This window comes from Halolamina sp. (assembly GCF_036626355.1).
Lineage (GTDB): Archaea > Halobacteriota > Halobacteria > Halobacteriales > Haloferacaceae > Halolamina.
In genome coordinates, this window is sequence record NZ_JAZKRY010000022.1 from 1 (window position 1) to 12,864 (window position 12,864).

The following is a 12,864-nucleotide window of genomic DNA, read 5'->3' on the forward strand; positions in this document are numbered from 1 at the left end:
CCGTCCAGACGGGCGGGCGTGTGCCGGGTATCTCACTCAGGGCCACAGAACTCTCGTACTCGCCTAAGATTCGGACAGCCATGACCGAACTCACCCGACCGACCATCGCCGCAACGCTCACCAGGTATCCGAGGAGGTAGGCGAGGACTCCGGCGGGAACCGATCGGCGAAGCGGAAGATACGTGAAGGCCATAAAATACGAGTGAACATGTTCCGTTCCGCTGTACGCGAATCTGAATGTCGAGGGAGAACGTCCCTGGTCCGTGTCGACCCGGTCTGTCGTCGACGCTCTCCCTCAGAAGGGTCCGATCCCCATCGTCGACGCCGCGATTGTGGCTGAGGCGACGACGACGGTGAGGACGATAATGGTCCAGTCCCGTGTGCGCAACGAAGAGGAGGGGTGACCCAACTCAGTCGTGTCGGAACGCGCGCTGCCCGGTCATCACCATCGCCAGCCCGAGTTCGTTCGCGGCCTCGATGACGTCGTCGTCGTTCACCGAGCCACCGGGCTGGATAACCACTTCGATGCCGGCCTCGGCGGCCGCCTCGATGGCGTCCGCGAACGGGATGAAGGCATCCGAAGCGACGACAGCGCCGTCGGCGGATTTCCCCTCGGCGTCCGTCTCGGCCTTCATCGCCGCCAGCGTGACGGCGTCGACGCGTGAGACCTGCCCCATCCCGACGCCGACGGTCTCGGTTCCCTCGGCGATGAGGATGCCGTTGGATTTCACGTGTTTCAGCACCTTCCACGCGAACAGCATCGTCTCGATCTGTTCGTCGGTTGGTTCGCGTTCGGTGACCACATCCAGGTCATCGCGGGTCACAGTCGAGCGGTCGCGCTCCTGGACCAGTCGCCCGCCGACGAGCGCCTTCTCCGTGAACCGCTCCGTGCGGTCCGCCGGGCCGAGCGTGCCGTCCGTCCGCGCACCCACATCGAGTACGCGGAGGTTCCCTTTCTCGGACAGCGTGTCGAGGGCGTCGTCGGTGTAACCCGGCGCGACGACGACCTCCTTGAAGGAGTCGACGATCTCCGTCGCCGTCTCCGCGTCGCACTCGCGGTTGAGCGCGACGATGCCGCCGAACGCGGATTTGGCGTCGGTCGAGAGCGCGTCGCGGTAGGCCTCCGCCAGCGAGTCGGCGGTCGCCGCACCTGCCGGGTTGGTGTGTTTGATGACCGCCGCGGCTGGTTCCTCGAACTCCTTGATCAGGTTGAGTGCCGCGTCAGCGTCGTTGTAGTTGTTGTAAGAGAGCGCCTTCGCACCCTCGTTGACCTGCGTGGCGGCGACGACGCTCGGCTCCTCGCCCGCGTCGGCGGCGTACACCGCCGCGTCCTGATGCGGGTTCTCACCGTATCGCAGCGACGCCTCCCGGCGGGTAGAGACGGTTCGACGGGCCGGCAGGTCGTCGCCGGTATCACCCGCAATCTCGACCGAGATGGGAGTCCCCTCGTCGTCGGACTCGACACTGACGCGGTCCGCAGCGAACAGACGAACCGCCCGTGGGTACGCCGAGAACTCCGCGTCGTAGAGCACCCGGTCTTTCAGCGAGTCCTCGTCGTCGTCCTCGAAGACGGGAACGGACTCCTGTGTGACGACCGGCCCCGAGTCGACCTCCTCGGTGACGACGTGGACCGTGGCCCCCGACGTCCGGACGCCGCTTTCGAGCACCTGGTGGTGGGCGTCGTAGCCGGGGAACGCCGGCAGCAGCGACGGGTGGACGTTGAGCGCGGTGTCGACGGCGTCGAGGAACGTCGAGGTGAGCACGCGCATGTAGCCGTCGAGACAGACCAGGTCGAACTCGTAGTCGGCGAGCGCGTCGAGAATCCGCTTCTCGTGGGACTCCCGGGACTCGTCCTCCTCGCGTTCGACGGCGATAGTGGGGATGCCCCGCGCTTTGGCGGCGTCGAGTACCGGCGCGTCGGCGTGGTTCGCGACGACGACCGAAAGCTCGGCGCCGCCGGGTTCGATAGCAGCGATGTGGCGAAGGTTTCGACCGCGGTTGCTCGCGAGGCCGGCTATCTGCATGGTCGAACCGGGGGGCGAACGCACAAAGAGCGTTGCGGTCGGTTGCGGCGAGTTCGGCGAGAAGTACGCACGTTCGAGCATAGAAACCACGAGCAAAACCAGTATTCTCGCCGTAGCTATGCACGACAATGCTTCCCGCGCCGGCTCGCTCCGGCAGGCTTTTGCGACTGCCGGGGTGACCGAGCGATATGGACGACCTGCCACGAGAGTCGCCGCTGGCTGCGGTCTCGCCGCTCGACGGCCGGTACGCCGGAACGACCGACCCGTTGGTACCCTACGCGAGCGAGGCTGCGCTCATCCGCGCCCGACTGCGCGTCGAGGGGGAGTATCTACTCGCGCTCGCGGACCACGACGCCGTCGCCTGCGACGTTAGCGAGAGCGAACGCGCCCACATCCGGGCGGTACTCGAGGGGTTCGACGCCGCGGACGCCGCGCTGGTCAAACAGATCGAAACCGAAGGTACCGCGCAGTTCGACGCGACCCGCCACGACGTGAAAGCCGTCGAGTATTTCCTCCGCACGGAAACCCCCGAACGGCTCCACCCCTGGATTCATTTCGGGCTCACGAGCGAGGACGTGAACAACCTTGCCCACCGGCTGAACGCGATTGGCGCCGTCGACACGGTGCTGCTCCCCGAAATCGAGGGAATCCGGGAGCAGCTGACGGCGATGGCCCGTGCGCATCGTGACGTGCCGATGCTCGCGCGCACGCACGGGCAGCCCGCGACGCCGACGACGTTCGGCAAGGAGCTGGCGGTGTTCGCCGCCCGGCTCGGGCGCGCGCAAGCCCGCGTTCGCGAGGCGACGGACTCGCTCTCGGGAAAGCTCGCTGGGGCGTCGGGCACCTACGCTGCACACGTCGCCGCCTATCCGGATATCGACTGGCAGGCGTTCTCGGCAGCGTTCGTCGAGGCACTCGGCCTGGAGCACACGTCCCTTTCGACGCAGGTGAACCCCTGTGACGACCTGGCGGCGCTGTTCGACGCGCTGGCGGGGGTGAACAGCATCCTGCTGGACCTGGACCGGGATATCTGGCGGTACGTCTCGGACCGCTATCTCGGCCAGGAGAGCGAGGCTGGCGAGACGGGCTCCTCGACGATGCCCCACAAGGTCAATCCGATCGACTTCGAGAACAGCGAAGGGAACCTCTCGAAAGCGAACGCCGACCTCACGTTCCTCCGAGAGTACATCACCACCTCGCGGCTCCAGCGTGATCTCTCGGACTCGACGGTCAAGCGGAACGTCGGCCCCGCCTTCGCCCACTGCCTCATCGGCTACCGGAAGACGGCAACCGGACTCGGGAAGGTCGTCCCCAACGAGCAGGTAATGCGTGAGGACCTGGAGAACACCCCGGAAATTATCGGCGAAGCCGTCCAGACCATCCTCCGGCGGGAGGGCGACACCGAGGCGTACGAGCGGGTGAAGGCGCTCACTCGCGGCCAGCGCGTGACGCTCGCTGATTTCCGTAATCTGTTCGCCGACCTCGACGTGTCCGAAGCGGTCCGCATGGAACTGGAAGCGCTGACGCCGGCTGGCTATACGGGTATCGCGGCGGAACTGGTCGACGAACTCGAGTGAGGAGCAGGAGCCCTACCGGTCGGCTGAGACGGCGGTGATAACCGGGATGTCGACCGATCGGTCGACGCTGTCGGCGGTCGAACCGAAGACGGTGCGGCGGATACGGCCTTTCGTTGGCGCGCCCATCACGACGGCGTCGTAGTACTCGGACTGCTCGGCGATCGCCATCGCTGGGTCGTCGTCCTCGTAGAGCCAGGTGTCGAGGTTCTCGAAGCCGTCGGCGCTCTGTCGGGCCCTCGCGAGAGATTCAGCACCCGCGGAGCGCTCGTCGGCGGTCGGGTTCTCCGGGATGACGGTGAACAGCTCCACCCAGGCATCGGTATGCTCCGCCAGCGCGCAGGCCACCTCGACCGCGAGTTCGGAGTGGGGCCCGCCCGCAACCGGCACGAGTATGGAGGCCAGCTCCGACAGGTCGCCCTGGCCGTTGGCGACGACGCTGTCGGTTGGTGCGTTCGCGACGATGCGGTCAGTCAGCCCACGTCGGATGCCCCATCCGGCTGATTCTGCGGCGGATCGCTCGACGACGACGATATCGGCGCTCGCGTTGGCGGCTTCTTCGGTGACGATGCGTTCCGGCGGTCGGCCCGTCTGTTCGGTCGTTTCGACCGAAGCGAACCGGACCGGCGGCCCGTTCGTCGTCGCGGACGCCGATGCTGATACTGAGACCGATGCTGATGCTGGCGCAGTTTGCTGAGCCGTGGTGTCCGACGTGCGACGCGGCGAGAGAAAGCGCACAGGGGCTCCGTTCTTTCCCGCGAGCGCTATCGAGAGCTCCCGGACCTGTGTATCGCCTGTCGGGTCGAGCAGAGTACCCAACACTGGCCCCCCGTTTATTTGTCCCATTCCATCCTCACCTATAGTTCTACTCAGTTTGCAACACACATAAGTCACCCGCAGTAAATCCTGAAACGGCGCCAAAGGCCACAAATTCCGCCAATTTCGGGCGTTTCAGCCACTGCTCGTGGTCTAAATCCATAACTCTCGTTGTGGACCGCTATCGGTCCACCGACAGCGCAACTCAGATCGCCTCGCTGAGTCCCTTCCAGTGACGAGTCGGAGTAGTCGATGTAAACGGTGCGGTGAGTACACGTTCTGGGTCGACGAAGAGGACGATACCCGAGTGAGTCGACTGCGCTCCGACCAGAGAGTGCAGCACCCGGGCAACTCGCTGTGGGATACGGGAGCGAGTCTCTCCATCCCGCAAGAGGTACTCTGAGCGCTGACAACGAGACGGCGATCGAACGATTCGTGTTCCTGCACGACATCGTTCTGCGAGCGATTACCGACGAGGAGGTCGTAGAATCGACGTACTCCAGGAACCTCGATCCACGAAGGGGGCGTGCCGAGCCGGGAGACGAGAGTTCGTCTCGAGCGCAGGTAATCGTTTGCCTGAAGGTGCTACTGGCGATCGTGGCCTTCGCCAGTTGCCGGTACCTAGTGCCTCTATTCGAGGAGCTGCTCAGTGGCTTGCCTCAGCGCCTTCGCGGCTGCCCGTACCGACCGCGTGTCGACGTACTCCCGTTCGGCGTGGGCGACCGCTCCCCCGTCGTCGGCGAGCCGTCCGGGACCGAACACGACCGTCGGCGCCGGCGCGAAGTACGAGGCCTCCGTCGCGGCGCCGAACGGGCGAATCCCGCCGCGCTCGCCCAGTTCAGCGTCTGCGGCAACCGATTCGGCTGCCGCCGACAGCGTCTGTACGGCTGCTGCGTCCGCATCGGTCGCGAACGCCTCCAGGAACGGCGTTTCGCGCGGCGTGAGTGAGAACTCGACAATCGGTTCCGCGGCGTCATCCAGGCCGCGCTCGGCAGCCGCCTGCAGATGCGCGGTGAGCGCCGCCTCGAACCCCTCGGCGGTCTCCGGCGGGACGCTCCGGCGGTCGATCGTTATCTCACAGCCGCTGGGTAGCTGGTTCGTCGCTTCACCGCCGTCAATCACGGTCGGGACGAGCGTCGGCTCGCCGAGCGCGGGGTGGGCGCCGACATTGTCGAACTCCTCGACTGCGGCGAGCAGCCGCCCCGCCGCGGCGACGGCGTTGACACCTGACGCCGGGCTCGCCGCGTGGGCAGCGACGCCATCGACAGCGATAGTCCCCTCGAACCGGCCGCGGGCGGCAGTACAGATATCCAGCCCTGTCGGTTCGCCGACGATGTAGGCGTCCGGCGCTGGCTCCATGGCCGAGAGCGAGTCGACAGTCGCCCCCGTCTCCCCAGGGCCGCCGGGCGCCACCTCGCCAGTCACGAGCGCATCTGCGCCGGTCGAGAGCGTCTCCTCGTCCGGCGTGATTGCGAGTGTCAGTGTTCCCTCGCCCGCCCACTCCGCGTCGAGGAACGCCGTCACCATCGCCGCCAGCGGCCCTTTCGCGTCACAGGAGCCCCGGCCGCGGATCGTCTCACCATCGCGCTCGAACGGGATGTGGGGCGGTACGGTATCCAGATGAGTGTTGAAAACAAGATGGGGTCCACCCGACCCTCGACTGCCCCGGACGTTCCCCGCGGCATCGACGCACGGCTCGACGCCACCGTGCTCCAGCGTCCCCAGAAGGAGCTCCCGTATCCCGTCCACCGCTTCCGTGGAGTTGTGCTGCACCGCGCGTTCGAGAAACACGACTGGGTCGGTCACTCCTCCACCTCGCCGTTCCTGCAGCCCTCCAGCGTCGACTCGTCGCTGTCATCCGCGATCCGATCACTCTCGGGGGCTGCTGGAAGCGTCCCTTCGAAGCGTTCGAGAGCGGGGCCGCGGAGCCGCGCAGGCGCCTCCTCCGGCACTGCCACCGCGAGATCCCCGCCCGGTAGCGTCACCTGAATCCAGCCGTCTGCATCGGCGGCCACGGGCAGTCGGCCGAGTCGGTTCGCCGCGGCGGCGATGGCGACGGCACCGGTGCCGCAGGCACGCGTCTCTCCTTCGACGCCGCGCTCGAACGTTCGCTGGTCGAAGCCGTCCATACCCAGCGAGGCGAACGTTACGTTCGCCCCCTCAGGGAACACCGTCGCGTGGCGGATGGGCGGCGCGACTGCGTCGATGTCGACCTCGTTTACCGCATCAACGAAGACGACTGCGTGCGGGACGCCGGTGTTCACCGCTGTCACGGCCAGTCCCGCCGCGGGGGTGCCGTCGAGTTCGGCGAGTGGCTGGTCGACGAGGGGCGTCTCCCCAGCAAGGGGGACGGCGTCGGGGCCGAACCGTGGCTCGCCCATCTCCACCGCGATCCGGTCGCCGTCTACAGTCGCGTGGCGGATGCCTGCGGGCGTGACGATATCGAAGGCGGTCGCCTCAGCGCGGTCGGCCGCCCAGGCGGCGACACAGCGTACGCCGTTGCCACACATCGCCGCGGTCGAGCCGTCCGGCTGGAACTGTGTCATGGTCACCCTCGGGGGCGCAGAATCGCCGTCGAGGCAGAGAAAAAGCACGCCATCGGCGCCGACTCTGGAGGCATCCTCGTCCCGCACGCCGGTCTCCCGGTCGCAGTAGGCACGCGCGAACGCCGCGCGGTCCGGGACCGGCGACTCGGCGGCGACGACGACGAAGTCGTTGCCTGCGCCGTCGTACTTCTCGAACGGGACGCGCTCACTCATCGGTCGGTGTCCGGGTCCCGTGCACGAAACCCATTCGCTTCCGAAGGCGGTCGCTCGGCCCTGGTCACGTCCGCGAGCCTTTCCCGGCGCCGCAGCAGCTCACCGTCGACGGTCACCTCCGCCGGTCGGGGCCGAGAGTTGTACGTCGACGTCATCTCGTAACCGTAAGCGCCCGCATTCCCCACCGCGAGCAGGTCCTCACGCTCGGGCCGGGGGAGCGGTCGGTTCTCACAGAGCAGATCGGCGGTCTCACAGACCGGGCCGGCGACGGTGACGCCGACGGTCTCTCGGCTCGCCGGCGGCGCTTGCAGGTTCCGCACCGCATGATAGGCGTCGTAGAGCGCCGGCCGGAGCAGCGTCGTCATCCCGGCGTCGACGCCGGCGACGACCGATTCCGGCGTCTCCTTCACCGTGTTCACCCGGGTCAGCAGCAGCCCGGCGTCGGCGACGACGTAGCGCCCGGGTTCGATAGCAAGCGTCGCGTCAGTCTCGCCGAGCGCCTCGCGTGTCGCCCCAGCGACGGCGTCGAGGTCCAGCGGCGGTGCGTCCTCACGGTACGGGACGCCGAAGCCGCCGCCGACGTCGACAGTCTCGACAGAGAGACCGCGATTGTCCAGCGTCCGGGCGAGCTCACCCATTCGTCGAACTAGTTCGCGGTGGTCGTCGAGCCCCTCGCCCGAGATGCCCGAGCCGGCGTGGGCGTGGATCCCGGCGAACTCGAAACGGGCCGCGGCCGATTCGGCGAGGTCCGGCGCGCGGTCCAGCCCGACGCCGAACTTCGGGTGGCCGCCGGTGACGACCTTCTCGTGGTGGCCCGCGCCCACACCGGGGTTGATTCGGAGTCGGAGCCGGCCATCGAACTCGCGGTCAGCGAGGCGGTCGAGCGTGTCGGCTGCGCCGGCAGTCACCGTGAGCCCGGGGTTCTCGGCCCAGGCGTCGACGAAGTCGTCGAGATCTCCAGCGGGCGGGTTGACTGCCGTGTAGGTCACGTCCGCGCCCGGAACACCGGCGGCGAGCGCACGGCGCACCTCGCCAGCTGAGGCACACTCCACGTCGAGGCCCTCGTCGTGGACCGTTTCGAGCGTTGTTCGACCGGTGTGGGCCTTCGCGGCGTACTGGATTTCGGCAGCCGGGAACGCACGCTGAAGCCGCCGGCAGTTCTCGCGGATTCGCTGGGGGTCGAGGACGTAAAGCGGTGTCTCGAACTCGCTGGCGAGCTCGTGGAGCCGGTCAGCGTCCCAGTCTGCGAGCCGGCGGATATCCGGACCGCTTGCGGGTGCCGACTCCTCATCCGGGCGGTCAACTGAATCGCTCATTCGCGGAGCGCTCCTTCCCGCTGGGTCGCTTCCAGTGTCTCTTCTTCGAGGCTCGTGGCGACGACCGCCGGCTTGTACGCGGAGCCCGGAATCAGCTCCTCCTCCGAGACGGAGGATTCGACGTAGCGCTGGAACGCGCGACGCTCCGGCGGGAGATGGCCGTAGTGGACCTCGTCCGCCACGAGGTCGTAGACGGGGATACGCGGGGTGAGCAGCGTATCCTCGGCGACGACGGAGTTCTCACCGACAACGAAGCCGGAGGTGACCCGGCAGCCCGCACCCAGTGAAGCGCCGTCCTCGACGACGACCGGTGCGTCCTCGACCGGTTCGAGCACGCCGCCGATGAGCGTGTTGGCGCCGAGCTTCACGCCGTCGCCCACCTGGGCACAGGAGCCGACAACGTCACAGGAGTCGACGAGGCTGTTGTCGCCGACACGGGCGCCGATGTTGACGAAGCTCGGCGACATCATGATGACGTCCTCGCCGAGATAGCTGCCCGGCCGGAGCACCGTTCCATCTGGGGTGTTGCGGCTGCCACGCTCGCCCAGGTCCGCTGTCTCACGTAGCGGGAGCACGTCGTAGTAGTCGACGCCGCCGTAGCTCCGGGGCTGGGTCTCTCGAAGCGCGAAGTTCAGGAGGACGCCGCGCTTGACCCATCCGACGGCCGCCCAGTCAACGGGCCCGATCTGCTCGGCAGCACGAATCTCGCCGGCCTCCAGCATACGGAGGAACGTGTCGAGCGTGGCGAGGTCATCGCCATCGGCGTCGGCGGCCGTCAGTCCGTCCTCGTAGCGGTACCACAGGTCGGCGATAGCGGATTCGAGGGACATGGGGGAGCGTTGGGTGGCAGGGTGGTAAGGTGGTTTGGGTTCAGAGCAGGTCGGTGAAGGCGTAGCGGCCGGGCTCGCGGCCGGCGAGTTCGGTGGCGGCGTCGAGGGCGCCCGCCGCGAACACGCCGCGGTCACCCGCGCGGTGGGAGAGCGAGAGCGTTTCGTGGTTGCCGGCGAACAGAACTTCGTGCTCACCGGTCACGTCGCCGGCCCGGCGGGTATGGACGCCGATTTCCGCATCATCACGGGCTCTCTCGCCCTCTCGCCCGTGCTGGCGCTCGGTGAGGTCCGGGCGCTCCGCCTCGATATCCTCGATGAGGGTGAGCGCGGTGCCGCTGGGCGCGTCCTGTTTCCCGTTGTGGTGGGTCTCAGTGACTTCCACGTCGTAGCCGGCAAGCGAGGCCGCTGCCTCGCGGATGGCCCTGCGCAGGGCGGCGACACCGCGGGAGAAGTTGCTGGCGTGTAGCACCGGAATCGTCTCACTGGCGGCGTCGAGCGCGGCGAGAGGGGCCGCCTCGTGGTCCGCCAGCCCGGTCGTTCCAGTAACGAACGGGACGCCGCAGTCGGCACAAACGTCCGCGTACTCGGCGGTCGCCTCTGGAGCAGTGAAGTCGACGACGCAGTCGATATCTTCCTCCGCAGCCAGCGTGGCGTCGAGATGGGGGCCGACGGCGGCCTCTGCAGTGACGTGCCCCGGACGGCGGGTGACGGCGGCGACGACGAGCACGTCCTCACGGTCGTCCGCGGCGTCGAGCAGCGCCTCGCCCATCCGGCCGGTCGCACCAGTGACGACGAGACGAGTCGGCTCGACAGAAGCCGCGGTGTCGTCTGTGGGCACAGCCATCTACGCCTCCACTGGCTCGGCGGCCAGTTCCGCGAGCGCCGTGACGAGCTGTTGGCGTGGCTCCTCGGAGAGTCGGGTCAGCGGCGAGCGGACGGTCGGCGGGGCGTTCTCGCGGATATGCATCGCTTCCTTCACCGGGATGGGGTTCGTCTCGGCAAAGAGTGCTCGGTTCAGCGGCTCCAGTTCGAAGTGGATCTCGCGGGCGCGTTCGAGGCTGCCGGCGTTGGCGGCTGTGACCAGTGCGCTTACGCGTTCGGGCTCGATGTTCGCGGTGACGCTGATGCCGCCTGTGCCGCCAGCGGCACAGATAGAGAGCGTGAGCCCGTCGTCGCCCGAGAGCACGGAGAAGGACTCGTCGCGAGTCCGCTCGACGACCTCCGAGACCCGGCCGAGGTCCCCGCTCGCGGCCTTGTAGCCCTGGATGTTCGGATGGCTCGCGAGCTCCGCGACGACGTCGATGGGGATGTTCCGTCCCGTTCGCGAGGGGACGTTGTAGAGGATCTGCGGCAGGTCGACGGCGTCTGCGACGGTTCGGTAATGCCGGCGGAACCCATCGGCTTCGGGCTTGTTGTAGTACGGCGAGATGAGTAGGAGTGCGTCGGCGCCGGCGGCCTCGGCGGCCTCGGCGAGCGAGGCCGCCTCGTGCGTCGAGTTCGAACCGGCGCCGGCGATGACCGGGAGGTCGTCCACGGCGTCGGCGACGGTCCGGACGACCCTCGCGTGTTCGCTGTGGGTGAGCGTCGCGGACTCGCCGGTGGAGCCCACGGGGACGAGGCCGGCGACGCCGGCCAGTTCGAGGCGGCGAGCGTCGGCAGCGAGTTGGTCGTGATCGATACTGTCGTCCTCCCGGAAGGGAGTGGTCATGGCGGGATAGACCCCGCTGAATGGTGTCGTCATTGAGTGTGGTGTGGAGCAGTCGCTATCCGATACAGATCAGAGGCCCACCATCGACCGGACGCTACCCGGCCGAGAGCGGAAAATCAGCGTTTGCGTTTGGCCGGACGCATCCCGACAGCCGGCGCTCCGGAGGAGCGGCCAACGGCGTGGGCCGGTGTCGGAGTCACGGTAATTAGAGTGAAGGTCACGAACTTAACGCTTCTGTCTCGGGAAGTGTCTGTTTGTTCAGCCAGACCACAGGGTTAAACCGCCGAGCAGCCCGAGCGGAGGCTAATGACCGAGATTCACGATGGGCAGCGCGTCGCGGTGCTGGCGGACGCCCAGAACCTCTATCACACGGCCCAGAGCATCTATTCACGGAACGTCGACTACTCGGGGCTACTCGACAAGGCGACGATGGACCGGGAGCTCACTCGCGCCATCGCGTACGTCATCCGCGCGGAGTCGCCCGAGGAGGAGTCGTTCTTCGAGGCGCTGCGCGAGATCGGCTTCGAGACGAAGCTGAAGGACATCAAGACGTTCGGCGATGGGTCGAAGAAGGCCGACTGGGACGTTGGCATCGTGCTCGACGCGGTGACGCTGGCCTCGAAGGTGGACACGCTGGTGCTCGCCTCGGGCGACGGCGATTTCGCCCGGCTCTGTTCGCACCTCCGCCACGAGGGGGTTCGTATCGAGGTGTTCTCCTTCGAGAGTTCGACGGCCGAGGAGCTGATCGAAGCGGCCGACAGCTTCCACGATATGGGTGATCGGGAGGAAGAGTTCCTGTTGTAACCGGTCACGGCGCGCGTAGCCAGTCACGGCGGGCGACCAATCACAGCCTCGTGCTGTGATCGATGAGACTACGCCGTGACTGTGTGACCTGTCGCGAACGAAACCCGTCCCGAGAGCCTTAACCGCCGAGCGCCACCACCAAGGGGCATGCCCAACACCTCGCGTGCGGATCTGCGGACCACCGCCGACTACCAGTTCGGCCGCGGCGCGGGCGACGCCTTGTTCCCCGCCCATGCGGAACTGGAGATCGACTACTCCAGCGGCGGCCGCCCCAATCAGATTCACGCGCCGGACGGCCGACTGGCGTCGATGGGGACCGACGGTCGCTTCACCCTGGGGTTCGCGGGCGGGCGACGGCTCCACGACGCACTCGTCTCGCCGGCCTATCGCGTGTTCGTCGGCGACGAGTCAGAACCGTTCGTTCGGAACGGGGAGAACGCCTTCGCGAAGTTCGTCGGCCGCGTCGGGCCGGAGATCCGACCCGGTGACGACGTGCTGGTCGTGCACGAGTCGGGTGAACTGTTGGCTGTTGGGCGGGCTGAGTTGTCGGCGCAGGGACTGGTGGATTTCCACAGCGGGATGGCGGTGAAAGTGCGAGAGGGCGTGGACGAGTACGTCGACACCGAGTAAGATCCGGTTGTCGGCGTCGTCCAGCCCCGGAAAATGACAGGTGCGGGATTAGGGGTACCCCGGTCGAGCGAGCAGCGAAGACGAGGTCCCGACCGACTGCAGGATTACTCGTCGACTACTGGAAAGCGGGCGAGTCGGTCCGAAGCGATGGCGGTGAGCTCCCGAGCAGTCACGGAGTCTGTCAGGCGTTCCTGGACCGAGTGGCGCATCCACGTCGCGTTCGCGAATGTCGTCAACCGCGTTCTTGAACTGCTGTTCCGTCCGGCCGAACGGTTTCGAGGTGCCTTCCGAACGGAGCCCGACGTGCGGATCGGCGATGACGGCGAGAGTCGTCTCCGTCGCCGCGGTCGGTCCAGCTAAGCGGGCCATCACTACTCCCGGATGTGCACCGGGTTCGAACTCG

12 protein-coding genes are annotated in these 12,864 nt (G+C 67.3%); 4 read left to right on the forward strand and 8 right to left on the reverse strand.

Annotation, left to right across the window (positions count from 1 at the left end):
- The first annotated feature begins 263 nt into the window (after positions 1–263).
- Positions 264–404, forward strand: a complete 141-nt coding sequence (locus V5A38_RS05240; protein ID WP_332324691.1) for a hypothetical protein — start codon at positions 264–266, stop codon at positions 402–404.
- 6 nt (positions 405–410) lie between these two features.
- On the opposite strand, the gene purN is transcribed toward V5A38_RS05240, so the two are convergent.
- Complete coding sequence (gene purN / locus V5A38_RS05245) at positions 411–2,024, reverse strand: phosphoribosylglycinamide formyltransferase (RefSeq protein ID WP_332324692.1); 1,614 nt, start codon at positions 2,022–2,024, stop codon at positions 411–413.
- 188 nt (positions 2,025–2,212) lie between these two features.
- On the opposite strand from purN, the gene purB reads away from it, so the two are divergent.
- Positions 2,213–3,601, forward strand: coding sequence for an adenylosuccinate lyase (gene purB, locus V5A38_RS05250; protein ID WP_332324693.1), 1,389 nt, complete (start codon positions 2,213–2,215; stop codon positions 3,599–3,601).
- A gap of 12 nt (positions 3,602–3,613) precedes the next feature.
- Here purB and V5A38_RS05255 read toward each other — a convergent pair whose 3' ends face one another.
- The 7 genes from V5A38_RS05255 to dapA form a co-directional block, all read right to left on the reverse strand.
- Positions 3,614–4,444: a universal stress protein gene (locus V5A38_RS05255; protein WP_332324694.1), complete on the reverse strand. Its 831-nt coding sequence runs from the start codon at positions 4,442–4,444 to the stop codon at positions 3,614–3,616.
- A 600-nt stretch (positions 4,445–5,044) separates the two neighbouring features.
- Positions 5,045–6,220 carry a M20/M25/M40 family metallo-hydrolase gene (locus V5A38_RS05260; RefSeq protein ID WP_332324695.1) on the reverse strand — a complete coding sequence of 392 codons (1,176 nt, stop codon included), beginning with the start codon at positions 6,218–6,220 and terminating at the stop codon, positions 5,045–5,047.
- Positions 6,217–7,173, reverse strand: coding sequence for a diaminopimelate epimerase (gene dapF, locus V5A38_RS05265; RefSeq protein WP_332324696.1), 957 nt, complete (start codon positions 7,171–7,173; stop codon positions 6,217–6,219). Before dapF ends, V5A38_RS05260 begins: the two co-directional genes overlap by 4 nt.
- Positions 7,170–8,489: a diaminopimelate decarboxylase gene (lysA, locus tag V5A38_RS05270; protein ID WP_332324697.1), complete on the reverse strand. Its 1,320-nt coding sequence runs from the start codon at positions 8,487–8,489 to the stop codon at positions 7,170–7,172. Before lysA ends, dapF begins: the two co-directional genes overlap by 4 nt.
- A complete protein-coding gene (locus tag V5A38_RS05275) occupies positions 8,486–9,319 on the reverse strand; it encodes a 2,3,4,5-tetrahydropyridine-2,6-dicarboxylate N-succinyltransferase (RefSeq protein WP_332324698.1) in 834 nt (277 codons plus the stop codon). The genes lysA and V5A38_RS05275 overlap by 4 nt, the downstream gene beginning before the upstream one ends.
- A 40-nt stretch (positions 9,320–9,359) precedes the next feature.
- Positions 9,360–10,163 (reverse strand): 4-hydroxy-tetrahydrodipicolinate reductase, encoded by an 804-nt coding sequence (gene dapB, locus V5A38_RS05280; RefSeq protein WP_332324699.1) that lies wholly within the window; start codon positions 10,161–10,163, stop codon positions 9,360–9,362.
- On the reverse strand, positions 10,164–11,060 hold the full coding sequence (gene dapA, locus V5A38_RS05285) for a 4-hydroxy-tetrahydrodipicolinate synthase (RefSeq protein ID WP_332324700.1): 897 nt from the start codon (positions 11,058–11,060) through the stop codon (positions 10,164–10,166).
- Positions 11,061–11,333: 273 nt separating this feature from the next.
- Between dapA and V5A38_RS05290 the strand changes: the two genes are divergently transcribed.
- Both V5A38_RS05290 and V5A38_RS05295 read left to right on the forward strand, forming a co-directional pair.
- Entirely contained in the window at positions 11,334–11,831 is a 498-nt protein-coding gene (locus tag V5A38_RS05290) for an NYN domain-containing protein (protein WP_332324701.1), read from the forward strand.
- A gap of 147 nt (positions 11,832–11,978) precedes the next feature.
- A complete protein-coding gene (locus tag V5A38_RS05295) occupies positions 11,979–12,461 on the forward strand; it encodes a PUA domain-containing protein (RefSeq protein WP_332324702.1) in 483 nt (160 codons plus the stop codon).
- Positions 12,462–12,864: the final 403 nt, after the last annotated feature.

Excerpts from the sequence above, each read along its gene's own strand:
- V5A38_RS05290 (WP_332324701.1), top strand. The coding sequence starts at position 11,334 with ATGACCGAGATTCACGATGGGCAGCGCGTCGCGGTGCTGGCGGACGCC.
- dapA (WP_332324700.1), bottom strand. The coding sequence starts at position 11,060 with ATGACGACACCATTCAGCGGGGTCTATCCCGCCATGACCACTCCCTTC.
- V5A38_RS05275 (WP_332324698.1), bottom strand. The coding sequence starts at position 9,319 with ATGTCCCTCGAATCCGCTATCGCCGACCTGTGGTACCGCTACGAGGAC.
- purB (WP_332324693.1), top strand. The coding sequence starts at position 2,213 with ATGGACGACCTGCCACGAGAGTCGCCGCTGGCTGCGGTCTCGCCGCTC.
- purN (WP_332324692.1), bottom strand. The coding sequence starts at position 2,024 with ATGCAGATAGCCGGCCTCGCGAGCAACCGCGGTCGAAACCTTCGCCAC.
- dapF (WP_332324696.1), bottom strand. The coding sequence starts at position 7,173 with ATGAGTGAGCGCGTCCCGTTCGAGAAGTACGACGGCGCAGGCAACGAC.
- V5A38_RS05295 (WP_332324702.1), top strand. The coding sequence starts at position 11,979 with ATGCCCAACACCTCGCGTGCGGATCTGCGGACCACCGCCGACTACCAG.
- V5A38_RS05255 (WP_332324694.1), bottom strand. The coding sequence starts at position 4,444 with ATGGGACAAATAAACGGGGGGCCAGTGTTGGGTACTCTGCTCGACCCG.
- dapB (WP_332324699.1), bottom strand. The coding sequence starts at position 10,163 with ATGGCTGTGCCCACAGACGACACCGCGGCTTCTGTCGAGCCGACTCGT.
- lysA (WP_332324697.1), bottom strand. The coding sequence starts at position 8,489 with ATGAGCGATTCAGTTGACCGCCCGGATGAGGAGTCGGCACCCGCAAGC.